Consider the following 24,651-nt stretch of genomic DNA (forward strand, 5'->3'; position numbering starts at 1 on the left):
CCCCATAAAAAGTCGTATGAAAGTCGATTAAACAGCCATAAAAAAGCCCTGATAAACAGGGCTGTTTTTAATGTACTACTTACTGGTATCTATATATTCAAACGATTTAACGAGATCATCAACCGCTTTAATTTGTTTCAAATAATTTTCTAATTGATGTAATGGTAAAGCACAAGGGCCATCACACATGGCATTATCTGGATCAGGATGCGCTTCAATAAATAAACCCGCAATGCCCAACGCCATACCACTTCTAGCAAGTTCAGTTGCCTGTGCACGGCGTCCACCGGCTGAATCACTACGTCCACCTGGGCGTTGCAAAGCATGGGTGGCATCAAAAATAACTGGGTAGCCAGATTGCTTCATTTCATCCATACCCAGCATATCGACAACGAGGTTGTTATAGCCAAAACAACTGCCGCGCTCACATAATAAAATGTTGTCATTGCCCGCTTCATTAAACTTTTTCACAATATGGCGCATTTCATGCGGCGCAAGAAACTGCGGCTTTTTGACATTAATGATAGCGCCCGTTTCAGCCATTGCGACAACTAAGTCAGTTTGACGAGCCAAAAACGCAGGTAATTGGATCACGTCAACCACTTCAGCCACAGGCTTACATTGGTAGATTTCATGAACATCAGTAATGATTGGCACATTAAAGGTTTTTTTGATTTCTTCAAAAATCTTCAAGCCTTCTTCCATACCCGGACCGCGATATGAATGCACTGATGAACGGTTAGCTTTATCAAAAGAGGCTTTAAACACATAAGGAATACCCAGCTTTTGGGTTACTTCGACATAATGTTCAGCTATCGACATGGCTAAATCACGCGATTCAAGTACATTCATGCCACCAAATAACACAAATGGTTTGTCGTTGGCTACTTCAGTGCCATTAGCTAATTCAATGATTTTTTGATTCATTTGACCTTCTTAACGCTTACGCGCCAATAATTAGTAAAAACTGACCACATAGCCACGCCATGTAAGTACCTAATGCATAACCTAATACTGCCAGTAAAACACCTACAGGAGCCAGTGAAGGATGAAATGCTGCTGCAACCACAGGAGCAGAAGCGGCACCGCCAACGTTGGCTTGACTGCCCACTGCCATATAAAACAACGGCGCTTTAATTAATTTAGCCACTAACAGCATAAAGCCTGCATGAACTAACATCCAAACAATCCCGACTAAAAAGTAAATCGGGGTGTCCATAATTTTGGTAACATCCATGTGTAAACCAATAGTTGCCACTAATATGTATAAAAAGGCGGTAGCTACTTTCGATGCGCCCGCGGCTTCTAAATGCCTGACTGGGCTAAATGACATCGCTAAGCCAATTGTGGTAACAATAACAACTAACCAGAAAAACTTAGAGGTTAAACTGTAATCTGCTGTCCAGGGGTAATTGGTTTCAAAAAAGGGTCCTAGAAAATCTGCGGCCAAATGGGCAAAACCGGTAACACCAAAACCGACTGCAACTATCATCATTAAATCACGCTGGTTCGGAATACGGGCGTTTTCTGCTTGATACTTTTCAACTTTAGCTTTTAATACTTCAATTGCACGGGTGTCAGCACCGGTTCTGGCATCGATTTCTTTGGCTTTGGAGGCCATAAATAATAACACTGCCATCCAAATATTGGCGACGATAACATCGACAGTGACCATTACAGAGAAAATTTCCCCGCCTACACTATAAATCTCTTTCATCGCAGCCTGGTTTGCACCGCCGCCAATCCAGCTACCAGCAAGGGTTGTCATACCACGCCAAACCGCATCAGGGCCGTTATTACCGATAAGTGTTGGGTCGATAAATGAAACCAGTAATAACGCAATCGGTCCGCCTATAACAATACCCACAGTGCCGGTTAAAAACATGATAACCGCTTTAGGGCCCAAGCCTAAAATAGCTTTTAAATCGACACTTAAAATAAGTAACACTAGACACGCCGGTAATAAATAACGTGATGCTACATAATATAATTGAGAGGTATGACCGTCGACCACCCCAAACGTATTCAGCAATGAGGGTAAAAAGTAACATAATAAAAGTGCAGGAATAAACTTATAGAATTTTTGCCAAAATGGATGTGGCGATGAACTGGTATAAAATACAAACCCGAGAATAGCGGCCAGTAAACCCAGTGCGGTGGCGTCATTTGTGACCAGTGCCGACGTCGTCATGCAGTTTTCTCCCTTGCAAATGCAGTATAGAAAGCGAAATTCGCTTATGGTTATTTTCTTGTTTTTATTTATTGTTGATTGTACGGACTTGGTAAATTTTCTTAGGCGCGCTTACTTTATATCAATATTTAGGCTCAGATGAGCCTAATATATTAATGATAAATTTGTGAGTGCTGACTTAGCTCTTTTAACTGCATTTTAACCAACTCAATCACAGGATCATGTGGGCTATTATCAATAAAGTGCTGTAAGTCAGACATCGCCACTTTAATGCAACCTAATTGCTGTGCAATAAAAGCACGTTCACGATTTAAGTTCACATCATCAGGATGCCATTGCAACAGTAAATTACAACATTCCATTGCCTGCTCAAACTTCTGGCTCACAATACAACCCGCTTTTAGCTCATGCAACATTCGACTGATTAAACGTTTTAAAGATGCTGGCTTAATATGGCTTGGTTTTAACTTAGCAGCATTACCTAACTCGCCTCGCACTAATGAATGTAATTGATGTCGGCTTAACTCTTTACCTGTTAATGGATCAAAGTAACTGATTTTATCATTCAATAAACTACGTAAAACCGTTTGCCCCGGCAGTAACACAGCCTCAAGCGGTAAATCCAATTGCTTAGCTAGCAACACGAGTAATGTCGCAAGAGTTGTACTATTACCCTGGCGCTTTAATACACAATAACAAAGGTCAGCCGCCTCTACGCTGAAGTAATCTTCACGTGCTTGAAAGCCTAAATCATTATAAAACCAGTTAAGTAGCCTTTGCAGCCGTGCTTCTTGATCAACCACATAATGGCTCAGTACTGAGCCTGCTATTTCATACCAAGCCCATAGAGCTGGCTGTGCACGAGAAAAACCTAAATGTTCTGATAATTCAAATGCAGTTTCAGGAATAGAAACTGCATTATCAAGTTGAAGTTTTGCCATTAAAAATCAATTAACCCATTAATACGACTTGTTTGAAATGAGCCAGTTTGGCCGCTAACACTAACCAACCGATTGCGCCGAGGAAGGCGAAAAACTTAAACAGTTTATTACGGCTTGATTTAAGCGCCATGATCCCTAATGCAATATATGCCACTACAGAGATAATTTTTTCCGTCATCCACGGATCCACGAATGGATATTGGTTGATCATGAAGCAAAGGGTGATCCCTGACGCTAATAAAAAAGTGTCAACTACGTGGGGTGCCACTTTAAGGAATTTTCTGTCCATAAGCGGTGATTGGCGTAGGTGCAATACAAAACGCAACACAAAAAACGAGACGCTTAAAGCAATAAACATTAAATGAGTATGTTTTACCGCTGGATATAAACTGTAAAATGTTTCCATTATTGTTGTTCTCAGTTGGGCATAAATAAAATAGCGGCTAGTCTACTCGATAAACTAGCCGCTTTCCAATAGCATCAGTGTAATGACTACTCTGTCCAGGTCCCTATAGTACAGCGATCGTTACTGCCAAAATCTCGCACGGTGGCGACATCTTTGTAACCTAAGTCGATCATTTTCTCTCTTACTCTAATAGCTTGTTGATAGCCATGCTCAAGTAATAAAAAGCCACCAGGCAGCAGGTGCTCACGAGCCTTGTCTGCTATATGGTAAATATCAGCGTAACCTTCATCGGCAGCAGTCAATGCACTTTGTGGCTCAAATCGAACATCGCCAATACTTAAATGTTCGTCTTGCTCAGCGATGTACGGAGGGTTGGAGACAATTAAATCAAAATCACGATCTTTTACCGCGCTAAACCAGTCTGACTGTAATATTTCAACTTGTTCAAGTTGTAAGTTTGCTCGATTAGCTTTCGCTAAGGCGACAGCTTCTGGCACTTTATCAATTGCTGTTATCCGCCATTTAGGTCTTTCATGGGCAATAGATAAGGCTATCGCGCCAGTCCCAGTGCCTAAGTCCAGCACCCTAGCATTAAATCGAATGTCTAAATTTAATGCGGTTTCAACTAATATTTCAGTATCTGGGCGTGGGATCAGTGTTGATTCATTGACAATAAAAGGTAATGACCAAAATTCTCGCTCACCAATAATATGCGCAACTGGCATGCCTTGCTGACGCTTTTTAACCATCTGCTGAAAGTTTTTAAACTGCTCAACGGTCAGTGTGCGCTCAGGCCAGGTATATAAAAAACTACGTGTTTTATTGAGACAATGAATAAGCAGAGCCTCTGCATCTACATGGGCAGAGTCAGAGGTTGATGCCAATTGTGAAAAAGCCCATTGCTGGGCTTCAACTATTGTTGAATACGATGACTGGGGCAAGGTTGCTCCTTAATCGCCTGATAAGGCCGCAAGTAAATCCGCTTGGTGTTCTAGCATAATAGGATCAAGTAATGCATTGAGATCACCTTCCATTATTTCACCTAAACGATAAAGAGTCAGGTTGATCCGATGATCACTGACTCGCCCTTGTGGGTAATTATAGGTACGAATACGTTCTGAACGATCACCACTTGCCACAAGACTACGGCGAGTTGTTTCTTCTTCGCTACGACGTTTTTCATCTTCAACAGCTTGAATACGGGCAGCCAGTACACTCATCGCTTGGGCACGGTTTTTATGCTGTGAGCGTTGATCCTGACATTCCACAATAATTCCGCTGGGAATATGGGTAATTCGAATAGCTGAATCGGTTTTGTTAACGTGCTGACCACCTGCACCAGATGCGCGGAAAGTATCCACTTTTAAGTCGGCAGGGTTGATTGAAATCGCTTCTGCTTCGGGCACTTCATGCATAACTACTACGGTACAAGCTGAGGTGTGAACACGACCTTGAGATTCTGTTTCAGGAACACGCTGTACACGGTGTCCGCCCGATTCATATTTCAATTTGCCGTAAACACTTTCGCCACTGACTTTAACAATAATTTCTTTAAAGCCACCATGTTCGCCTTCATTGACGTTCATGATTTCCATCTGCCAGCGGTTTGCTTCTGCAAAACGGCTATACATACGGTACAAATCACCCGCAAAAATAGCCGCTTCATCACCGCCTGCACCCGCACGAATTTCCATAAATGCATTGGTATCATCATTCGGATCTTTAGGCAGTAATAGAATTTGAAGTTCATCTTCTAAACGGGCTAATTCATTTTTAGCCGCTTTCATTTCTTCTTGGGCCATTTCACGCATTTCTGCGTCGTCTTCTTCAAGCATTTCTTTCGCTGACGCTAGATTGTCCTGCGCTTGTTGAAACTCTTTAAACCCTTTGACGACATCTTCAAGTTGAGAATATTCTTTTGACAATGCGCGAAAACGCTCTTGATTGGAAATTACACCAGGATCTGATAATAATGCCAATACTTCTTCATTTCGCTCAAGCAAGCCTTCAAGCTTGCGGATAACGGATTGTTTCATTTAGCTCGCTAACCTTAATTTTTATCGAGTCCGAGCGCTATTCTTAATTGTCCTAACGTATTCAAATCGCCCTGACGGCTTGCGACCGTTAATGCTTGTGTGGGGGCATGAATGAGGCGATTGGTTAGTCTATTTGCTAATTCCAATAACACTTGCTCGCCATCGCCACCTTGAGCCAATTTGTTCAAGGCACGTTCGACCAGTTCATCTTTAATTGCCACACTTTGGCTGCGATACTCACGAATACTGTCAACAGACTCTAAAGAACGTACCCATTCCATAAAAATATGAGATTGTTCTTCAGTTATTAATTCAGCTTGTTCGGCTGCTTCCATACGGGAAGCCATGTTCTGTTCAATGATACTATGTAAATCGTCCACAGTATAAAGGAAAGCGTCGTCTAACTCACCGACTTCCGCTTCAATATCTCTGGGCACTGCAATATCGACGAGCAACATAGGTTGATGACGACGTTGCTTGAGTGCTTTTTTCGACCATACCTTTACCCAAAATAGGTAAAGGGCTAGCCGTGGATGATATCACGATATCAGCCTTAGCAAGGTAATCAGGTATTTGCTGCAAGGTAATTGCAGTCGCGTTGAACTCTTCACACATGGCTTGTGCACGTTCAATAGTGCGATTGGCGACAATAATTGATTCTACATTATTATCTTTTAAATGTTTGGCAACCAGTTCAATCGTTTCACCGGCACCAATAAGCAAGACTTTAGTACGGCTCAAGCTTGAGAAAATGTGTTTAGCCATGCTCACCGCAGCAAAAGCGACTGATACTGCTGCGGCGCCGATTTCAGTTTCGGTGCGCACTTTTTTAGCAACTGAAAAGGTATTTTGAAATAAACGGTCGATGGTTATCGCTGTTGTACCAGCCTCTTTAGCTTTTACAAAGGCTTGTTTTACCTGGCCAAGAATTTGTGGTTCACCCAATACCAATGAATCAAGCCCTGAGGAAACCCGCATTAAATGCTTCACTGCGACTTGATCGCGATATACATAAATGCATGGCATTAAGTCTTCATGCTTTAAACCATGATAATCCTGCAGCCATTCTATAATGTCCGCTTCACTGCCATTATTACAATAAAGTTCTGTTCGATTACAGGTAGACACAATCACAGCTTCGCCTGTGGTGGTGCGACTTGCCAAACTTTTCATCGCATCATGTATTTTATCTGGTGAAAAAGCGACTTTTTCACGTAGATCTACTGTGGCGGTTTTATGGTTTATCCCGATTGCTACTAGGCTCATCTGACTCGTTCTAAGTTTTTCTCGGTATCGTTAATTAGGCTATTCTACTGAATCAGGCTAATTAAAAACACTGTAGGGTTAACAAAACCGAATATATGTCTAATTTTTCTTTCAAATAACCGATTAACAAACCTTAATCACAAAAGCATTTTTACAACAATGCCAATGCCCAGTATTATAGAGGAATCACTTCCTAGTACACGAGTTACTTTTGCAACGTTTTTTTAAAGCTCACTTTTTGGTTATTACCGCATCGATACTATTTTTGAGTGCTTGTACCTCATTGCCAACACAAGAGTATCAGCCAATTGAAGTCACCCATGTCAAAGACGCCGATAATTGGGAGCTACAGGGCAAAATTGCTTTTAAGTCATCAACAGATAAGTTTAGTACTAATTTATATTGGTTTCATCACCTTAATGGAAATGAGTTACGCCTAACCACTCCGCTGGGCACCAATGTGCTCACCCTGAAAAATGATCAAGGTCTTGCAACATTAGAGGTCGACGGAAAAACCTACCACGACAATAACCCCCAAGCATTGTTAGAAGGCGTAAGTGGGATAACGATTCCATTTGCTGATATACCTTTATGGCTTACAGGACAAATTGGCAGCAAAGATAACGTTATCAGCTATAATTCTTCTGGTCAGGTGCTCCAATTTAACAGTCCTGATGATGAAGCCGACTGGCAAGTCAGTTTTGTTAGCTGGCAGCAACAAAGCGGTGTTTTGGTGCCTAAGCAGCTAAAAATTGTCCGTAAGGACGTACAAATAAAAATTCAGACCAATTTATGGCAGGCATTGACGCCAAAATAAACGCCACTTAATAATAGGATAATAAATTGAAGCCTAATCACTCAACCTCTAAAAGCTGGCCAGCTCCTGCCAAGTTAAATTTATTTTTACATGTTACTGGCCAACGTGAAGACGGTTACCATGAGCTGCAAACCCTATTTCAATTTATAGATCATTGCGATTACCTCGACTTCCAAGTTACAGAAACGCCTGAGCTCCATCTTCATTCGAATATCTCGGATTCTGTCCCCGACAGCGATAACTTAATTCTTAAGGCTGCAAAGTCTTTAAAAAAATACACAAATTATCATGGCGGCGCGCATATTTGGTTAGATAAATTACTGCCCATGGGCGGCGGTTTAGGTGGAGGTTCATCTGATGCAGCCACAACGTTAGTGGCGTTAAATGCCCTGTGGAAAACGAACCTTTCAGTGAGTAAATTAGCTGAGATTGGATTAGCGCTAGGGGCTGATGTTCCTGTATTTATTAATGGCTTAGCGGCATTCGCTGAGGGTGTGGGTGAACAACTTCAGCCGGTATATCCTACTGAATATTGGTATCTCGTTATCGCTCCTGATGTCCACGTTTGTACCCGCAGTGTATTTCAACACCCTGACTTGCCCCGTAGTACACCCAAGCTACAACTGGACACATTAATGTCCAATGAATGGAGCAATGATTGTCAAAATCTGGTAACCAAACAACACCCCGAAGTTGCCAATGCCTTAAGCTGGCTGGTAGAATATGCGCCGTCGAGAATGACCGGAACAGGCGCATGTGTGTTTGGGGAATTCGAGCGTTCGCAACAAGCTCTTGATGTCTTAGCGCAACTTCCTGCTAATATGAAAGGTTTTGTTGCAAAAGGGCTTAATACTTCGCCGCTACTAGTGCGCTTAGATGAGTTCGAACAATATTCTTCTGAGTCAATTTTGAGTGCTAACACGTAAAATTGATTTAGCCACTAATTTTAATGCAAACACCTGAGGTTCATAAAGTGCCCGACATTAAGCTCTTTGCTGGTAACGCTACCCCAAATCTAGCCATCAAGATTGCAGACCGTTTATTTTGTAAACTTGGCGACGCAGTTGTAGGCCGTTTCAGCGACGGTGAAATCAGTGTTCAAATTAACGAAAACGTACGTGGTGCGGATGTGTTTATCATCCAATCTACCTGTGCTCCAACCAACGATAACCTGATGGAGTTAATCGTGATGGTTGATGCATTACGTCGTGCTTCTGCAGGCCGTATCACCGCTGTAATTCCTTATTTTGGTTATGCACGTCAAGACCGTCGTGTTCGCAGTGCTCGTGTCCCTATTACCGCTAAGGTAGTTGCAGACTTTTTATCAAGTGTTGGTGTAGACCGCGTATTAACCTGCGACTTACACGCTGAACAAATACAAGGTTTCTTCGACGTGCCTGTAGATAACGTATTTGGTAGCCCAGTGTTACTTGAAGATATGTTAGCGAAGAAATTAGATAATCCAGTGGTTGTTTCTCCTGATATTGGTGGTGTAGTTCGCGCCCGTGCAGTTGCTAAATTACTGGATGATTCAGATTTAGCCATTATTGATAAACGCCGCCCACAAGCCAACGTTGCACAAGTTATGCATATCATAGGTGATGTTCAAGGCCGTGATTGTATTATTGTTGATGACATGATCGACACAGGTGGCACCCTATGTAAAGCAGCTGAAGCATTGAAAGAACACGGCGCTAACCGCGTGTTTGCTTATGCTACGCATCCTGTATTTTCAGGCAATGCAGCAGAAAATATTGCTAACTCAGTGATTGATGAAGTGATTGTAACTGACACAGTACCTTTAAGTGCTGAAATGCTTAAGGTTGCTAAAGTCACTCAGTTAACAATGTCAGCAGTGCTCGCTGAAGCAATTCGTCGTGTAAGCAACGAAGAGTCGATCTCAGCGATGTTCCGTCACTAAGCACGTCATTCAGTAAACATATACTGATACCATTTTATTAATGCCGTTTGTATTATTACAGACGGCATTTTTTTATGCGGTAAAATGCAATTCTAGCTAATCCTGTCAGATTAAGATGCTTTTAAGATAGGCTTGTTACCTTGTCAGCACAAAAATAATAGGTATCATTTATTGAAGGTTTACTTATATGCGCAAGGCATTACTGGCAGTATCAATAGCAGCATCTTTGATGGCAACAGCTTGTTCAATCACTCATGATTCATCAACAACTCAAGCATCTTCCGCTAAAAATGTACAAATGCAAAACCCATTGTTAACCCCAAGTGCTCTACAATATCAAGCACCCGACTTTAGCATTATCAAAGATGCACATTTTCAGCCTGCCTTAGAGCAAGGCATTAAAGAACATTATCAGCAGGTTCTTAATATCGCGAACAATAGTGAAGCACCAAGCTTTAGCAATACTATTGTCGCATTAGAAACCAGTGGCGAATTACTGACTCGCACTTCGCAAATTTTCTACAATCTAACCGGCTCCAATAGCAATCCAACCTTACTTGAAATTAAAGCCGAAATGGCGCCTGTTATGGCTGCGCACTCAGATAACATTCACCTGAATAGTGCTCTTTTTTCACGCATTGATAGCCTTTACCTGCAACGTAATGCACTCAACTTAACCGCCGAAGAGGTGCGCTTAATTGAGGTGTATCATCAGCGTTTTGTGCTTGCTGGCGCCAAGTTAACCGACCAACAAAAAGCAAAAATCCGTTTATTAAACGAAGAGCAATCAAACTTAACGAATGAGTTTAGCCAACGCTTACTGACACTAACCAAACAAAGTGCGGTAATAGTTGATTCTGTTGATGAGTTAGCTGGGTTATCGGACAGCAGTATTCGAGCAGCTCAAATGGACGCAGAGGCACAAGGTCATACGGGCAAATACTTAGTCAACATCACTAACACTACGCGCCAGCCTGTTCTAGCCAAACTTGAAAACCGTGAACTACGTGAGCGTATCTGGTTAGCATCAGCTAATCGTGGGCTAAGCGGCGAAAATGAAACCGCATCGTTAGTTTCACGTTTAGCACAACTTCGTGCCGAGCGAGCAGCGTTATTAGGTTTTAAAAGTTGGGCAGATTATCAATTATCGTCTCAAATGGCAGAAACACCTGAAGCGGTATACAGCATGTTTGGCTCTATGGTACCTGCCGTTATCGCTAATACTGAAAAAGAAGCTGCCGATATTCAAGCTATGATCAACAAAACCGGTGGTGACTTTATCCTGGCACCATGGGATTGGGAGTTTTACGCAGAAAAGGTGCGCCAGGAAAAATTTGATTTAGATTCAGCATCAATTAAACCGTATTTTGAATTTGAACGTGTGTTACAAGATGGGGTGTTTTTCACCCTTGAAAAACTTTATGGTGTGACCTTGAAGCCACGTCCAGACTTGCCTGTATATCATGAAGATGTCAAAGCTTATGAAATGTTTGATGTCGATGGTAGCTCAATCGCCATCTTTTATGCAGACTATTTTACCCGAGAAGGTAAAAGTGGTGGAGCATGGATGAGCTCATTCGTCGGCCAATCGACTTTGCTTGATACCAAGCCTGTGGTCGTTAATGTGATGAACATTAGAAAAGCCCCTGACGGTGAGCCAACATTTGTAAGCTACGATGAAGTAACGACAATGTTCCATGAAATGGGTCATGGCACCCATGGAATGTTCTCAAAGGTGAAATACCCAAGCTTAGCAGGCACTTCAGTATCTCGAGATTTTGTTGAGTTCCCATCAACATTTGAAGAAGACTGGGCTGCACATCCTGAAGTGTTAGCAAACTATGCAAAGCATTATCAAACCGGCGAAGTGATCCCAGAAGCCCTACTGCAAAAATTACTTAACGCACGTAGCTTTAACCAGGGATTCGACACATTGGAATACATGGCCGCAGCACTAGTAGATTTAGAATGGCATTCATTACCTGCTGATGCGCCACTGCAAGATGTTGTTACCTTTGAAGCCGCCGCACTCAAAAAGCATGGTGTTGACATTGCTGCGGTACCACCACGTTATAAATCAAGCTTCTTTGCGCATTCATTCCCTGGAGGCTATTCTGCTAGTTACTATGCTTATATGTGGAGTGAAATCTTAGCCGCTGACGCCTTTGCTTATGTACAAACTCAAGGTGGTCTAAACCGTGAAATAGGCATGAAGTATCGTAAAACTATTCGCGAGGTAGGTAATAGCGTCCCACCAATGGAAGCCTACCAATCCTTCAGAGGACAAGCACCGACTACAGATGCACTGCTTAAACGCCGTGGCTTAAATTAATCCCCATTAAAAACGACAATGCCGCTAACATTATATTAGCGGCATTTTTTTATCTCGATACTGGCTGATAAGTGAAGACTAACTTACCTCGGCCCTTTGAGTGACACACTCATATGAACCCATCTCAAATTCACGGCAAATCCAGGGACGATTTTCATAAATCGTGCACATCATAGTTTCTCTATCTAATGCTGAGCACCAGCCATCGTTTAAGCGCAACATGGTTTCGCCACCCCACTTATCGAAAGCGATATGTTTTTTTGGCACACCAGTGTCTGAAATGATCATCACTTCTAATCGGCAACAACAAGCTTGGCAGTTTGAGCAACTGACCTCTTGAATGGTGATATCTTTTATTTCAATATTCATCAATATCCTGAATGTCCCGAAAAGTAATACTGCATGATAGCAATAACAATTTAGCTTATCTAGACAGTGTTATATTAATGCTATTTGAATTGCTAGGAAGGTAATGAACACTAATGTAAGGGGTCTCATATCAATGCCAGTTTAGCTGATATGCACTTCAAACATGGTCTACTATTATGATGTTCCAAAAACGCAAAAACCTGTCATAAAGACAGGTTTTTATATATGGCTGGGGTACCAGGATTCGAACCTGGGGATGCCGAGATCAAAACCCGGTGCCTTACCACTTGGCGATACCCCAATATTTTTATAACGAATGAATTACTTTAGACAATTTGATGGTACGGGAAGAGAGACTTGAACTCTCACACCTTGCGGCACCAGAACCTAAATCTGGCGTGTCTACCAATTTCACCATTCCCGCATCAAACTTTTTACGAGTATACCCTAATTCATATTAGAATAAACTTTTGAAATTAACTTACTGCTCTAGCTAACCATTCCATATAAAAATATGGTAGCAATGGCGGGACTTGAACCTGCGACCCCAGCATTATGAATGCTGTGCTCTAACCAGCTGAGCTACATTGCCACATTTTTATTACTAAAAATGGCTGGGGTACCAGGATTCGAACCTGGGGATGCCGAGATCAAAACCCGGTGCCTTACCACTTGGCGATACCCCAATAATCTGTTTAAGACTATGGTCAAACTAAAAACATTACGCTTACAATAAAATGGCTGGGGTACCAGGATTCGAACCTGGGGATGCCGAGATCAAAACCCGGTGCCTTACCACTTGGCGATACCCCAACTGAAACACTTTTGAAAAACCCGCACAAGCCAGCTTCTCTAATAAATGGTACGGGAAGAGAGACTTGAACTCTCACACCTTGCGGCACCAGAACCTAAATCTGGCGTGTCTACCAATTTCACCATTCCCGCACAACTGTTCTTGTTTTACATCTTGAACTCACTTTAAGTGAAGATGGTAGCAATAGCGGGACTTGAACCTGCGACCCCAGCATTATGAATGCTGTGCTCTAACCAGCTGAGCTATATTGCCACTACATTTTTCATCGCCCTCTTACTGAGGAACGGGGCGTATTATGCTTATTCAAGGTATCGAGGTCAACTGCTTTTTTTCGCTTATTTCATCATTCTTGTTTATTCGGCTATTACTTCACCAAACTGAATGATCTTCCAACGAATTAGCGACCTAAAATGCTGTCATTTACATCACACGCCCAGATTTCAACCTAAACTAATACAGGCTTACTATTTTAGGTAAACGGATATTTTTACCTAGATTGATAATAATTATCCTTTTATGACAATTAATCCTACCAACTCCATGTTAAAAAATGCAACCGTTAACCCTAAAACAGTCAATATTACACGTTAAATAAGAAATGCATTACATCGCCGTCTTTAACCACGTATGTTTTACCTTCTACGCGTAATTTACCCGCATCTTTAGCGCCCGCTTCACCTTTGTAAGTGATAAAGTCATCATATGCCATAACTTGCGCGCGAATAAAGCCACGTTCAAAATCGGTGTGAATGACACCAGCAGCTTGTGGTGCAGTAGCCCCAACTGGCACTGTCCAGGCACGAACTTCTTTTACACCCGCAGTAAAGTAGGTTTGTAGATTCAATAATTCGTAACCAGCACGAATTACGCGATCCAAACCTGACTCTTCTAAACCAAGGTCAGCCATAAACTCTGCGCGGTCATCAGCTTCCATTTCGGCTAATTCAGATTCAATAGCGGCACATACTGGTACAACAATAGCATTCTCTGTTGCTGCAATAGCACGGACGACATCTAAATGCGGGTTATTTTCAAAACCATCGTCAGCAACGTTAGCGATATACATTGTTGGTTTAATGGTTAAGAAGTTAAGGTAAGCAACGGCTGCTAACTCTTCTTTAGTTAATGCCAACGAACGCAACATTTGGCCTTCGTTTAACACTGGACGCATTTTTTCAAGTACTGCTACTTCAAATTTTGCATCACCGTCGCCGCCTTTAGCACGTTTGGCTTGACGAAAAATAGCACGTTCACATGCGTCTAAGTCTGCTAAAGCTAACTCAGTATTAATCACTTCAATATCACCAGCTGGGTCAATTTTGTTCGCTACGTGGACAATGTTCGGGTCTTCAAAACAACGTACTACGTGACCAATTGCATCGGTTTCACGAATGTTAGCTAAAAATTTGTTACCTAAACCTTCACCTTTCGATGCACCAGCAACCAGGCCAGCGATATCGACGAACTCCATAGAAGTAGGCAAAATACGTTGAGGTTTGACAATAGCAGCTAACGCGTCAAGACGTGCGTCTGGTACCGGTACCACGCCCGTGTTTGGCTCAATAGTACAAAACGGAAAATTTGCCGCTTCAATACCCGCTTGTGTTAACGCATTAAACAGCGTTGATTTACCAACGTTTGGCAAACCAACTATGCCGCATTTAAAACCCATATGCATACCTTTATATGTAGAATTATCTTAATGATAATGACGTTCGAAATAGTATCGCCAAGCTATTCAGCTTTAAACGAATGTAGTCTGTTCATGGCTTTCACCATATCTTCTTTGTATAAAATATCTGTCGCGCGTACGGCTTCATCAATAGCCGCAACAATCAATTCTTGTTCGGTTGCAGGGGCTTTGCCCAATACATAGCCGCTGACTTTATTTTTATCACCAGGATGGCCGATACCTATCCGTAAACGATGAAAACCTTTATCGTTAGCCAGACTTGAAATAATGTCCTTTAAACCATTATGACCACCGTGTCCGCCGCCTAATTTAAATTTAGCAACACCGGGTGGCATGTCTAGCTCATCGTGGGCAACTAAAATCTCTTCTGGCAAAATACGAAAAAAATTCGCTAAAGCAGCAACAGATTTACCACTTAGATTCATAAAAGTCGTTGGAATTAATAAACGCACATCACGGTGGTTAATGGTCACTCTAGCTGATAATCCAAAATATTTACTCTCTGGGACCAGTGGCACATTAAAAATGCGTGCAAGCTCTTCGACATACCAGGCACCAGCGTTGTGGCGGGTTTGCGCATACTCAGCACCAGGGTTAGCTAACCCTACAATCAGTTTAATGTGGCTCATGACAACCTAAATAATGTTTGAATTACCCACAGCACATAGTGCACTGCAGCTTTAAAACGCGGCATTTTAACACTCAATTTGGCTACCAACAAACACCGATTAACGAAAGCCATTTTAGCTTAAGATTTTTCAGTTATAGGCCAAGTGCATATTTGAGCACTTTTTGCTTAATAGGCCCGTCGATGTTAGCCAGTTTCAACATGCCATTTCGCAGGATTTTCAGGGGTAAAATATCATTACTAAATCCTGCATAAAAGGCATCCATTGCGGTCATCATCAACTGGTTATCGACATATCGGGCTTGTTGATAACGTTTTAACACGCAGTCATGCCACCACACGTCACCATTACCAATCGCACTGGCTACCTGTGTGATTAATATGTCGACGTCTTTAAATCCGATATTGACACCCTGCCCCGCTAAGGGATTAATGGTATGAGCAGCATCGCCCAGTATCACTAAATTAGGCTCATAGTATCGTTGGGCATGACGACGTGTTAACGGAAAACTACCTTTAGCCTTTACAGTAAAGTGAGGATCTAGACGCGACGGAAAATTTTCTCTGATCTGCTCAGCTAGCTGGGCATCATTAAGCTGCATTAATTGTTTTATGCGTGCTGGCGAGTCATACCAGACTAATGACGCATTATTGCCCGGTAAAGGCAGTAGGCTTCGGGGACCTTGGGGCGTAAACTGTTGCCATGTCACAAACTGCTGCGGGGTTTGAGTTTCAATATTAATCAGCATAGCCGATTGCGAGTAATCCCAACCGGTAAGGCCTATACCGGCCCATTGCCTTACTTGCGAGTTAGCCCCATCAGCACCGACTAAAAGATGAGTCGACAATATGCTGCCATTATCAAGTTCAATCGTTATCGCATCTTGGGCAACATCTAACGACTCCCCCTTACCCGATGGCTTTATGCGTTCAAATTTAACCACTTTAGCGGGGCAAAAAAGCTCAACATTGGTTAAAGTTTCAATCTGTTGCCACAAACCCAGTTGAATCAACCTATTTTCAAAGAAGTAACCTAACAATGGCTCAGCCACTTGCTCAGCACTAAACTGAGTGACACAGCCTTCCATTTCCCATGTTTCAAGCCCAGTATAAGGTACATGGCGTAAAGCCAGTAAATTCTCCATAACCCCTAGGCGCGACAGCAACTGCGCTGATGCAACACTTATAGCCGATACTCGCACATCTAAAGGCTGGCTGACATCAAAGGCTTGTGGAGCCCGAGCCTCAATCACAGCAACCGATAATCCAAGCTGCCCAAGCCCAACAGCAACAGCAGCTCCCACCATGCCGCCGCCATTAATAACAACATCAAAATGGCGAGTGTGTGATTGATTGCCTGAATGCTCAGCTGTACTAATAGGCTCTGATGTGGATTGATTCTGCGACATGCGACTTCCTTGGGTAAATAAACATCACTTAGTAGGTATAACAGTCTACACAAACTCAATGATTAACAAGTATTAGGTTAAGTTATCAAAATCGGTTCAATTATGCCCTATATCAATAAAGCACGGAAATACTGACGAGCGTTAATCGAAAACTTGAACAAAAAAATAGTCCTGGAAGCAAGTCACCAGTCAAACGATGTAGCAGTTTTTGGCGTGCTTAACCCGTAAACAACCTCTAAAAGGCGAGCATATTAAGATGCGATTAAGTCATTACCTAAAACAAGGGTATTATCTCTACTTGGGTAATATTCACGAAACTTGCACAAAGGCTAGCCACAAGGCCCGACAACAGGTAAAATATCGCGCTATTTTTACTATAGGTTACCGGCGAGCAGTGATGAGTAAAAAACTTCATATTAAAACCTGGGGCTGTCAAATGAATGAGTATGACTCATCTAAGATGGCTGATTTATTAGACGAATATCAAGGCTATACCTTGACCGAAGATCCAAGTGAAGCAGATATATTACTGCTTAATACTTGTTCTATTCGCGAAAAAGCGCAGGAGAAGGTTTTCCATCAATTAGGCAGATGGAAAACCTTGAAAGATAAAAACCCGAATTTAATTATCGGCGTGGGCGGCTGCGTGGCTTCACAAGAAGGTAAAGCCATTAAAGATCGCGCTCAATGCGTGGATATTATTTTTGGCCCACAAACCTTACATCGCCTTCCAGACATGATTGATCAAATTCAACGTGGCGAGAAAGCGGTTATCGACATCAGTTTTCCTGAAATTGAAAAATTTGACCGTTTACCCGAGCCCCGCGCTGATGGTCCAACGGCTTTCGTGTCAATTATGGAAGGATGTAGCAAGTATTGTTCATTCTGCGTGGTGCCATACACCCGTGGCGAAGAAGTCAGTCGTCCTGTCGATGATGTCATTCTAGAAATTGCGCAATTAGCGGAACAAGGCGTACGTGAAGTTAACCTTTTAGGCCAAAACGTTAACGCGTTTCGTGGTGCAACCCATGACGACCAAATTTGTACCTTTGCTGAGTTACTGCGCTTAGTCGCCAGTATTGATGGTATTGATCGTATTCGTTTTACGACAAGCCATCCTATTGAGTTCACCCAAGATATTATTGATGTTTATCAAGATACGCCTGAATTAGTTAGCTTTCTTCATTTACCGGTGCAATCAGGATCTGATCGCATCTTAACTCAAATGAAGCGCGGCCACATGGCAATCGAATATAAGTCTATTATTCGTCGCTTACGTAAAGCCCGCCCTGATATTCATATCAGCTCAGACTTTATTATTGGCTTCCCAGGTGAAACTGAACAAGACTTTGAAGACACGATGAAGTTAATTGAAGATGTGAGTTTCGATCACAGCTTTAGTTTTATTTATAGTGCTCGTCCAGGTACACCTGCTGCAGATTTGCCAGACAACGTATCAGATGAAGAGAAAAAACAGCGTCTAGCTATTTTACAAGACCGTATCACCCAGCAAGCCATGCGCTATAGCCGTCAAATGTTAGGCACAGTGCAACGGGTATTAGTCGAAGGCCCGTCGGTTAAAAACCCAATGGAATTACGTGGTCGTACTGAAAACAATCGCGTGGTTAACTTTGAAGCGCCACATTCAAGCATTGGTGGTTTTGTCGATGTCGAGATTGTTGATGTTTACACTAACTCTTTACGCGGTAAATTTGTTCGCGGTGAAGCTGAAATGGACTTACGCAGAAACCTACGCCCAGCTGAAATTTTAGCTAAGCATAAGCTAGATGACGAAATAGGTGTGACCCAATTTAAACCTTAAGTCAGGTTTAAGCGTATAAAGATAAAATAAAAGGTGGCTGGTCCACCTTTTATTTTTTGTTTCTATTTATGCAGGACGCTAGAATTAATTCCAGTACCTACGTACACTGTTTTTAAATGATCAGCACAGCAATTAACGGAGCCTTATTTGTCGACTAAAGTGACTACCATGAACTTGTATCTGGAACCCTCAGATACACGCCGTTTAACTTCATTATGCGGCCCATTTGACGATAATATTAAACAGTTAGAACGCCGTTTAGGTGTTGAGATTATTCATAAAAATAATCACTTTACTATTGTAGGCCTACCGCGCAATGCCTTTAACGCTAATAATATTCTCAAGCAACTTTATATTGAAACTCAAACCGTAAAAGGTAGTACCCCTGACTTAGAGCCTGACAGAGTGCACTTGGCTATCCAAGAAGCGGTCGCACTAGAGGCCGATGATGGCCTGAATGATTCTGGTATTAGTATCAAAACTAAACGAGGTGTCATCAAGCCTCGTACCCCAAATCAAAGCGTGTATATGCATAACATTACTCGCCATGATATTAGCTTTGGTGTAGGACCAGCCGGTACAGGTAAAACATATTTAGCAGTAGCTGCCGCAGTTGATGCCTATGAGCGCCAAGAAGTGCGCCGTATTTTACTCACCCGCCCCGCGGTTGAAGCGGGCGAGAAACTGGGTTTTTTACCCGGTGACTTAAGTCAAAAAGTAGACCCTTATCTGCGTCCACTTTACGATGCATTATTTGAAATGATGGGCTTTGAGAAAGTAGAAAAACTGATTGAGCGTAGCGTAATTGAAGTTGCACCTTTAGCCTACATGCGTGGTCGCACATTAAATGATGCCTTTATTATTTTGGATGAAAGCCAAAATACTACGGTAGAGCAAATGAAAATGTTCTTAACCCGTATTGGTTTTAATTCTCGTGCGGTGATCACTGGCGATATCACTCAATCAGATTTACCCCGAGGTCAAAAGTCTGGCCTACGTCATGCAATAGAAGTATTAAGTGAAGTGCCTGAAATCAGCTTTAACTTTTTTATGGCTCGAGATGTTGTTCGTCATCCGATTGTTGCCAGCATAGTTGAAGCCTATGAAGCATTCGAGCAAAAAGAGCAGCTTGAGAAAGCGGCTAAAGAAAAAGCTTACCAAGAGCGGGAACAAAAACGGCAGCTTGCAGCCCAAGAAAGTGTGAGCATGACGAAATGAGCAAGATCAATTTAGATTTAGATCTGCAAATTGCGGTTGAAGCAAACAATTTGCCTACTCAAGCGCAGTTTGAATCATGGGTACGCATCGCTGTGGGTCAAACAATGCCTGCAGTAGAGCTCACCATCCGTCTTGTGGAAGTGAGCGAAAGTCAGCATTTAAATCATACATACCGTGGCAAAGACAAACCAACTAACGTATTGTCTTTTCCATTTGAAGCGCCTGCTGAAATTGATCTGCCACTATTGGGTGATTTAATCATCTGTGTTGATGTGGTAGAAAAAGAAGCACAACAGCAAGATAAATCCCTAGAAGCCCACTGGGCTCATATGGTGATACATGGCTGCTTGCATTTACTAGGTTATGACCATATTATCGATGAAGAAGCTGAGGAAATGGAATCTTTAGAGACCCAACTCCTTGAACATTTAGGTTTTACAGACCCCTATAAGGAAGCATAAATAAATAGATTTTCAGGCACAAGATAACATCGATGCCCAATTATCTATTTAGTTAAATATTATGAGTGACGATATCCCCCCGAGTACAAACGCCTATAAGAAAAGTTGGTTCGATAAATTTAACCAATTATTCCAGGGCGAACCTCAAAATCGCGAAGACTTAGTAGACGTGATAGATGGCGCAGAGCTGCGCGACTTAATCACTGAAGACACCCGCGAAATGATTAAAGGTGTGTTAGAGGTCTCTGACCTACGCGTGCGAGACATTATGATCCCACGCTCACAAATTGTTACTCTGCAAATTGATTCTACGGTAGATGAGCTTCTTGAAACCGTTATTGCATCTGCTCACTCTCGTTTCCCTGTTGTAAATGAAGATAAAGACCATATTGAAGGTATCTTGTTAGCCAAAGATTTGCTTAAATATGGTTTCAAAAATTCAGATGTACCTTTCACATTGTCTCAAGTTATCCGCCCTGCCGTAGTTGTACCTGAAAGTAAGCGGGTTGATGTGTTACTCAAAGAGTTCCGCTCACAGCGCTACCATATGGCAATCGTTGTCGATGAATATGGCGGCGTATCAGGCCTTGTGACCATTGAAGATATTCTTGAAGAAATTGTTGGCGAAATTGAAGATGAATTTGATCACAGTTCAGTGGAAGACACTGAGGTGAAAAAAATCAGTAATACGGTATTCATTGTTAAAGCATTAACTGAAATTGATGATTTCAACGCAGCCTGTGGTACCCACTTCAGCGATGAAGAGTTTGACACCGTTGGCGGATTAGTTTCGCACGCTTTTGGTCACTTACCAGAGCGAAACGAAACCATTATGATTGATAATATTGAATTTAAAGTGACTAATGCTGACACTCGCCGTTTGATCCAATTAAGGGTAAAACTGCCTGACTCTGACAGTATTAACGACGATAACTAATTTTATTAATTAAAAATCTAACACCAATAAAGCAGCTTTAATGTTAATTAAGCTGCTTTTTTATTTTATCCATTTTAAAATCCGCTGTCGTAGCAAGTTAATGGCTTTATAGCCTAATGGCTCATGGCATAATACGCATCTACATGATGCCACTTAACCCCAAACTGCATTGTTAAAATAAAGCGATCAATAAGGCGAGTTGTGTTTAAAAAATTATTACCTCAAAGCCAATTAAGTTTAATCACCTTAATCAGTGCGTTTACTGCTGGTGCAAGTACCTCTTTATCTTTTGCACCCTATAATGTTTGGCCACTTATGCCGTTGGCACTGGCTTTTGCATTATGGCAAAGTCAGCAGTTAATCGGCAAACATGCCTTTCGCTATTGGCTTAGCTTCGGTTTTGGTACCTTTGCCGTCGGGATCAGCTGGGTGCACGTCAGCATGGCCACGTTTGGTGGTCTGCCCTTAATAGTTTCATTAGCATTAATGGCTATTTTGTCGCTCTATCTTGGGCTTTATCCAGCATTAGCGGGTTACTTACTCAATAAAATTATTCGCCCACAGTCGGCATCTAGCCATTATGGTGTGCTGGTATTTAAATATTTAGGCTTGTTTCCAGCGTTATGGATACTCACAGAGTGGCTTCGCGGCTGGGTATTAACCGGTTTTCCATGGCTATGGATTGGCTATAGTCAAACCAATGGGCCATTAAGTGAATTAGCCAGTATTATTGGGGCACTTGGAATCAGCTTTGTGCTGGCGATAATCGCTGGCGCTGTCATGCTAGCAACACAAAAACGTGTATTACCTGTTCTAACAGTCTTATCTGTTGTCATTATTGCCGCAATCATCACGCCACATATTAACCCAATTACCCCAAGTGGAAAATCAGTCAAGGTAGCATTAGTACAGGGTAATATCGCCCAAAGCATGAAGTGGGAGCCGGATGCATTATGGCCAACCATGCTCAAATTTATGGATTTAACTCGCAATCATTTTGACGAAAAATCGAGTGTTGATATTGTGATTTGGCCTGAAGCCGCAATCCCCGCACCAGAAGCCATGGTTGAAGACTTCTTAGTTAATGCTAACCAAGTAGCTAACTTAAACAACACTGCCATTATTACCGGCATTATTAGTCGAGAAGAACAGAGTTTTTATAACTCTTTAATCGTCTTAGGCAATCATCACGGCAAGCAACAACCTAGTGCTGACTATCAAATTAACGGTGATAATGAATTCAGAAAACATCATTTATTGCCTATAGGGGAGTTTGTCCCTTTGGCAGAATTATTAAGACCATTAGCCCCTTTTTTCAATCTGCCAATGAGCTCTTTTCAACGGGGTGATTTTATTCAACCAAACTTATCTGCGGCAGGATATAAAGTGGCTCCGGCAATTTGTTATGAAATTGTTTTTCCAGAACAGGTCAGAGCCAATACTCAAACCGATACTGACTTTATACTTACTGTGTCAAATGATGCTTGGTTTGGTACCTCAAATGGTCCATTGCAGCATATGGAAATTGCGCAAATGCGTGCAATTGAAATGGGCAAACCTTTACTCAGGGCAACCAATAATGGCGTCACTGCTGTGGTTGACCCTTATGGTAAAATAGTCGACATCCTGCCTCAATTTGAAACAGCTGTATTGATTAATGACGTTGCGCTTTATCAAGGTGAAACTTGGTTCAAACGTATTGGACAAACACCATTACTGACTCTTTGCTGCTTATTTTTATTATTCGCACTGGGGTTAAGATATCGAGGATTAACACATCAAGACAGCAATGATGTCACTGAATAGAATCGTGACAGGAGCGCCCCCATCACTTAAACAGGGCTTTACTTTAATTGAGTTGGTAGTGGTGATTTTAATTTTAGCTATTTTAGCCGTTGTCGCATTACCAAAATTTATTAATTTAGGATCAGATGCCCGAGCCAGTACCCTATCGGGCTTATCCTCAGCGGTGAAAACCGCCAACACTCTTGTGTATGCCAAATCGAAACTTCCTAGCCTACAAGTTCAGCCTGTCAGCGGTCGAGCTGATTTAATCGATATCGATTTAGAAGGTGACGGTATTTTTGAAACCCGCTTAAAATGGGGCTATTTGGATAATACTGACATTGAGAAATGGATTAGCCTTGATAGTCGCTTGAGCATTCAATATCAGGGCATAGCCAACACCTATATAGGTTATGACATAGATAAAAATGGTCAAGTCATTAATGATAACTGTTACTTCCGCTATACCCAGGCCGCCAATGCTGATACTCCCCCTTTATATTCTGTACAATTAAGCGGCTGCTAAAAAGCTATAACGTTACACAATACGGCTATTGAATATTCCCGTTGAAGATTGCGGTTAAACATTGCTATTAAAAATTTACAAAAATATTGCAGCTTAACATTACAAAAACTCACTCTATAGATTTTCCCATCCATATTCTGGTGTTTTTTCATTCACAATAATGAACCTAAAAACTCGCCCCTGCGTATAGTTAACAATTATGAAACATTATGGGGTGTAAAAATGCAACTTTCAGAAATAAAAAATGCTATCGAACTACAACCATTACAGCCAACCATCATCAGCTATGCTGACTCGAACCATTATCTGTTAGGTGTTAAAGATAGCAGTGGTAACTTTCGCAGTGCACGCAGTAAAGATGGAAAAAGGCTAAGCCTTAATTCAATTAAAGAAGCAGAAGAACTGCTTAAACTGCAAGGGATCCGTTACGTCATTATAGAAATCCAAACCGCATATGATGAAATGATCGGTAATAGTAGCTCCAGTAATTGTCAATATAGGGTTAATTTTTAAAACGACAGTCGATACTCGACTGTCATTAGAAAATCAACACTTAAGGCGACAAGGGTTCTCGAGAGAACGTATCGTGGTCACAGTTAGGACAATCTGGTATCACGCCAGGAAAGTCGATTGTCATTTGATGGTTGCAGTTGTCACAGGTCAATACGCCTTGATTAATAATCTCTCCAGATTTATAGCAACCATGATGCTTAAAATCTTGCTGTAATTCGTGCCATTGCACCTGGCTTCTGTCAGTTATGCTACTTAACCATTGCCATAAGGTGTTTTCAAATGCAATTGCTGTTGGGCTATAACTAATATCGTCGGCATTTTCCCCTTTTAAAAAGCTGGCAATATCACGCTTTAAAAATTCTTCTACCAAAGCCAGCTCTTGTTCATCGGCTGTAGATTTGAGCTGTAAATAGTTTTTTCCTTTAGTAATAGATTTAAACAAACTTTTAGCAGTCAATGAGTTATCCTGCTCAAACTGCTGTTTCACTTGGTCAATTAATGCCTGATATAAGGCCAATAATGCTGTACTTCTTCCACTCATATTAAATACTCCTTAAGACGAACCT

General features: G+C 41.8%; 22 protein-coding genes, 7 tRNA genes and 1 pseudogene. 11 read left to right on the top strand and 19 right to left on the bottom strand.

What is annotated here, in order from left to right; all coding sequences use genetic code 11:
* Positions 1-75 precede the first annotated feature (75 nt).
* The 7 genes and pseudogenes from kdsA to hemA form a co-directional block, all read right to left on the bottom strand.
* The gene (kdsA, locus tag ACRWP9_RS16860; protein ID WP_226413771.1) at positions 76-927 is read right to left on the bottom strand and encodes a 3-deoxy-8-phosphooctulonate synthase; all 852 of its coding nucleotides are present in this window, start codon (positions 925-927) and stop codon (positions 76-78) included.
* Positions 928-943: 16 nt separating this feature from the next.
* Positions 944-2,191 carry a DUF819 domain-containing protein gene (locus tag ACRWP9_RS16865; RefSeq protein ID WP_434926953.1) on the bottom strand — a complete coding sequence of 416 codons (1,248 nt, stop codon included), beginning with the start codon at positions 2,189-2,191 and terminating at the stop codon, positions 944-946.
* Positions 2,192-2,343: 152 nt separating this feature from the next.
* A complete protein-coding gene (locus tag ACRWP9_RS16870) occupies positions 2,344-3,132 on the bottom strand; it encodes a transglutaminase family protein (RefSeq protein WP_434926954.1) in 789 nt (262 codons plus the stop codon).
* A gap of 10 nt (positions 3,133-3,142) precedes the next feature.
* The gene (locus ACRWP9_RS16875) at positions 3,143-3,538 is read right to left on the bottom strand and encodes a SirB2 family protein (protein WP_434926955.1); all 396 of its coding nucleotides are present in this window, start codon (positions 3,536-3,538) and stop codon (positions 3,143-3,145) included.
* Positions 3,539-3,624: 86 nt separating this feature from the next.
* Positions 3,625-4,479: a peptide chain release factor N(5)-glutamine methyltransferase gene (prmC, locus tag ACRWP9_RS16880; RefSeq protein WP_434926956.1), complete on the bottom strand. Its 855-nt coding sequence runs from the start codon at positions 4,477-4,479 to the stop codon at positions 3,625-3,627.
* A 9-nt stretch (positions 4,480-4,488) separates the two neighbouring features.
* A complete protein-coding gene (gene prfA, locus ACRWP9_RS16885; RefSeq protein ID WP_434926957.1) occupies positions 4,489-5,574 on the bottom strand; it encodes a peptide chain release factor 1 in 1,086 nt (361 codons plus the stop codon).
* Between the two features lie 14 nt (positions 5,575-5,588).
* A pseudogene (gene hemA / locus ACRWP9_RS16890) lies at positions 5,589-6,840 on the bottom strand (glutamyl-tRNA reductase).
* Between the two features lie 211 nt (positions 6,841-7,051).
* On the opposite strand from hemA, the gene lolB reads away from it, so the two are divergent.
* The 4 genes from lolB to ACRWP9_RS16910 all read left to right on the top strand — a co-directional run bounded on the left by lolB (position 7,052) and on the right by ACRWP9_RS16910 (position 11,910).
* Complete coding sequence (gene lolB / locus ACRWP9_RS16895; RefSeq protein ID WP_434926958.1) at positions 7,052-7,657, top strand: lipoprotein insertase outer membrane protein LolB; 606 nt, start codon at positions 7,052-7,054, stop codon at positions 7,655-7,657.
* Between the two features lie 26 nt (positions 7,658-7,683).
* Complete coding sequence (ispE, locus tag ACRWP9_RS16900) at positions 7,684-8,583, top strand: 4-(cytidine 5'-diphospho)-2-C-methyl-D-erythritol kinase (RefSeq protein WP_434926959.1); 900 nt, start codon at positions 7,684-7,686, stop codon at positions 8,581-8,583.
* 47 nt (positions 8,584-8,630) lie between these two features.
* Positions 8,631-9,578: a ribose-phosphate pyrophosphokinase gene (locus ACRWP9_RS16905; protein ID WP_226415846.1), complete on the top strand. Its 948-nt coding sequence runs from the start codon at positions 8,631-8,633 to the stop codon at positions 9,576-9,578.
* A gap of 187 nt (positions 9,579-9,765) precedes the next feature.
* A complete protein-coding gene (locus ACRWP9_RS16910; protein WP_434926960.1) occupies positions 9,766-11,910 on the top strand; it encodes a M3 family metallopeptidase in 2,145 nt (714 codons plus the stop codon).
* Between the two features lie 78 nt (positions 11,911-11,988).
* Here the strand turns inward: ACRWP9_RS16910 and ACRWP9_RS16915 are convergent, their stop codons facing one another.
* From ACRWP9_RS16915 to ACRWP9_RS16965, 11 genes are all read right to left on the bottom strand, one after another.
* The gene (locus ACRWP9_RS16915; RefSeq protein ID WP_226413751.1) at positions 11,989-12,279 is read right to left on the bottom strand and encodes a YkgJ family cysteine cluster protein; all 291 of its coding nucleotides are present in this window, start codon (positions 12,277-12,279) and stop codon (positions 11,989-11,991) included.
* Between the two features lie 226 nt (positions 12,280-12,505).
* Positions 12,506-12,580 (bottom strand) — tRNA-Gln (locus tag ACRWP9_RS16920).
* 38 nt (positions 12,581-12,618) lie between these two features.
* Positions 12,619-12,703, bottom strand: a tRNA-Leu gene (locus ACRWP9_RS16925).
* A gap of 91 nt (positions 12,704-12,794) precedes the next feature.
* A tRNA-Met gene (locus ACRWP9_RS16930) sits at positions 12,795-12,871 on the bottom strand.
* A 19-nt stretch (positions 12,872-12,890) separates the two neighbouring features.
* Positions 12,891-12,965, bottom strand: a tRNA-Gln gene (locus tag ACRWP9_RS16935).
* Between the two features lie 52 nt (positions 12,966-13,017).
* Positions 13,018-13,092, bottom strand: a tRNA-Gln gene (locus tag ACRWP9_RS16940).
* Positions 13,093-13,139: 47 nt separating this feature from the next.
* A tRNA-Leu gene (locus ACRWP9_RS16945) sits at positions 13,140-13,224 on the bottom strand.
* A 44-nt stretch (positions 13,225-13,268) separates the two neighbouring features.
* A tRNA-Met gene (locus ACRWP9_RS16950) sits at positions 13,269-13,345 on the bottom strand.
* Between the two features lie 328 nt (positions 13,346-13,673).
* Positions 13,674-14,765, bottom strand: a complete 1,092-nt coding sequence (ychF, locus tag ACRWP9_RS16955; RefSeq protein ID WP_434926961.1) for a redox-regulated ATPase YchF — start codon at positions 14,763-14,765, stop codon at positions 13,674-13,676.
* Positions 14,766-14,827: 62 nt separating this feature from the next.
* Entirely contained in the window at positions 14,828-15,415 is a 588-nt protein-coding gene (gene pth, locus ACRWP9_RS16960) for an aminoacyl-tRNA hydrolase (RefSeq protein ID WP_434926962.1), read from the bottom strand.
* A gap of 133 nt (positions 15,416-15,548) precedes the next feature.
* A complete protein-coding gene (locus ACRWP9_RS16965; RefSeq protein ID WP_434926963.1) occupies positions 15,549-16,823 on the bottom strand; it encodes an FAD-dependent monooxygenase in 1,275 nt (424 codons plus the stop codon).
* A gap of 397 nt (positions 16,824-17,220) precedes the next feature.
* Here ACRWP9_RS16965 and miaB point away from each other — a divergent pair, with 397 nt between their 5' ends.
* The 7 genes from miaB to ACRWP9_RS17000 all read left to right on the top strand — a co-directional run bounded on the left by miaB (position 17,221) and on the right by ACRWP9_RS17000 (position 24,085).
* Entirely contained in the window at positions 17,221-18,645 is a 1,425-nt protein-coding gene (gene miaB, locus ACRWP9_RS16970; protein WP_434926964.1) for a tRNA (N6-isopentenyl adenosine(37)-C2)-methylthiotransferase MiaB, read from the top strand.
* Between the two features lie 147 nt (positions 18,646-18,792).
* Positions 18,793-19,863, top strand: coding sequence for a PhoH family protein (locus ACRWP9_RS16975; protein WP_434926965.1), 1,071 nt, complete (start codon positions 18,793-18,795; stop codon positions 19,861-19,863).
* Positions 19,860-20,324 carry an rRNA maturation RNase YbeY gene (ybeY, locus tag ACRWP9_RS16980; protein ID WP_434926966.1) on the top strand — a complete coding sequence of 155 codons (465 nt, stop codon included), beginning with the start codon at positions 19,860-19,862 and terminating at the stop codon, positions 20,322-20,324. The genes ACRWP9_RS16975 and ybeY overlap by 4 nt, the downstream gene beginning before the upstream one ends.
* 61 nt (positions 20,325-20,385) lie before the next feature.
* A complete protein-coding gene (corC, locus tag ACRWP9_RS16985) occupies positions 20,386-21,261 on the top strand; it encodes a CNNM family magnesium/cobalt transport protein CorC (RefSeq protein WP_434926967.1) in 876 nt (291 codons plus the stop codon).
* 201 nt (positions 21,262-21,462) lie between these two features.
* Positions 21,463-23,067: an apolipoprotein N-acyltransferase gene (lnt, locus tag ACRWP9_RS16990; RefSeq protein WP_434926968.1), complete on the top strand. Its 1,605-nt coding sequence runs from the start codon at positions 21,463-21,465 to the stop codon at positions 23,065-23,067.
* Between the two features lie 4 nt (positions 23,068-23,071).
* A complete protein-coding gene (locus ACRWP9_RS16995) occupies positions 23,072-23,572 on the top strand; it encodes a type II secretion system protein (RefSeq protein ID WP_434926969.1) in 501 nt (166 codons plus the stop codon).
* A gap of 222 nt (positions 23,573-23,794) precedes the next feature.
* Positions 23,795-24,085, top strand: coding sequence for a DUF6482 family protein (locus ACRWP9_RS17000; protein ID WP_434926970.1), 291 nt, complete (start codon positions 23,795-23,797; stop codon positions 24,083-24,085).
* A 40-nt stretch (positions 24,086-24,125) separates the two neighbouring features.
* Here ACRWP9_RS17000 and ACRWP9_RS17005 read toward each other — a convergent pair whose 3' ends face one another.
* Entirely contained in the window at positions 24,126-24,626 is a 501-nt protein-coding gene (locus ACRWP9_RS17005; RefSeq protein WP_434926971.1) for a zinc ribbon-containing protein, read from the bottom strand.
* Positions 24,627-24,651 lie beyond the last annotated feature (25 nt).

It is taken from the genome of Shewanella sp. HL-SH2 (assembly GCF_051164935.1).
GTDB classification, from domain to species: Bacteria; Pseudomonadota; Gammaproteobacteria; order Enterobacterales; family Shewanellaceae; genus Shewanella; species Shewanella glacialimarina.

What these genes read in the sequence shown, in the direction of transcription:
- kdsA (WP_226413771.1), bottom strand. Translation starts at nt 927, where the DNA reads ATGAATCAAAAAATCATTGAATTAGCTAATGGCACTGAAGTAGCCAAC.
- ACRWP9_RS16865 (WP_434926953.1), bottom strand. Translation starts at nt 2,191, where the DNA reads ATGACGACGTCGGCACTGGTCACAAATGACGCCACCGCACTGGGTTTA.
- ACRWP9_RS16870 (WP_434926954.1), bottom strand. Translation starts at nt 3,132, where the DNA reads ATGGCAAAACTTCAACTTGATAATGCAGTTTCTATTCCTGAAACTGCA.
- ACRWP9_RS16875 (WP_434926955.1), bottom strand. Translation starts at nt 3,538, where the DNA reads ATGGAAACATTTTACAGTTTATATCCAGCGGTAAAACATACTCATTTA.
- prfA (WP_434926957.1), bottom strand. Translation starts at nt 5,574, where the DNA reads ATGAAACAATCCGTTATCCGCAAGCTTGAAGGCTTGCTTGAGCGAAAT.
- ACRWP9_RS16910 (WP_434926960.1), top strand. Translation starts at nt 9,766, where the DNA reads ATGCGCAAGGCATTACTGGCAGTATCAATAGCAGCATCTTTGATGGCA.
- ACRWP9_RS16915 (WP_226413751.1), bottom strand. Translation starts at nt 12,279, where the DNA reads ATGAATATTGAAATAAAAGATATCACCATTCAAGAGGTCAGTTGCTCA.
- ychF (WP_434926961.1), bottom strand. Translation starts at nt 14,765, where the DNA reads ATGGGTTTTAAATGCGGCATAGTTGGTTTGCCAAACGTTGGTAAATCA.
- pth (WP_434926962.1), bottom strand. Translation starts at nt 15,415, where the DNA reads ATGAGCCACATTAAACTGATTGTAGGGTTAGCTAACCCTGGTGCTGAG.
- ACRWP9_RS16965 (WP_434926963.1), bottom strand. Translation starts at nt 16,823, where the DNA reads ATGTCGCAGAATCAATCCACATCAGAGCCTATTAGTACAGCTGAGCAT.
- miaB (WP_434926964.1), top strand. Translation starts at nt 17,221, where the DNA reads ATGAGTAAAAAACTTCATATTAAAACCTGGGGCTGTCAAATGAATGAG.
- ybeY (WP_434926966.1), top strand. Translation starts at nt 19,860, where the DNA reads ATGAGCAAGATCAATTTAGATTTAGATCTGCAAATTGCGGTTGAAGCA.
- corC (WP_434926967.1), top strand. Translation starts at nt 20,386, where the DNA reads ATGAGTGACGATATCCCCCCGAGTACAAACGCCTATAAGAAAAGTTGG.
- ACRWP9_RS17000 (WP_434926970.1), top strand. Translation starts at nt 23,795, where the DNA reads ATGCAACTTTCAGAAATAAAAAATGCTATCGAACTACAACCATTACAG.
- ACRWP9_RS17005 (WP_434926971.1), bottom strand. Translation starts at nt 24,626, where the DNA reads ATGAGTGGAAGAAGTACAGCATTATTGGCCTTATATCAGGCATTAATT.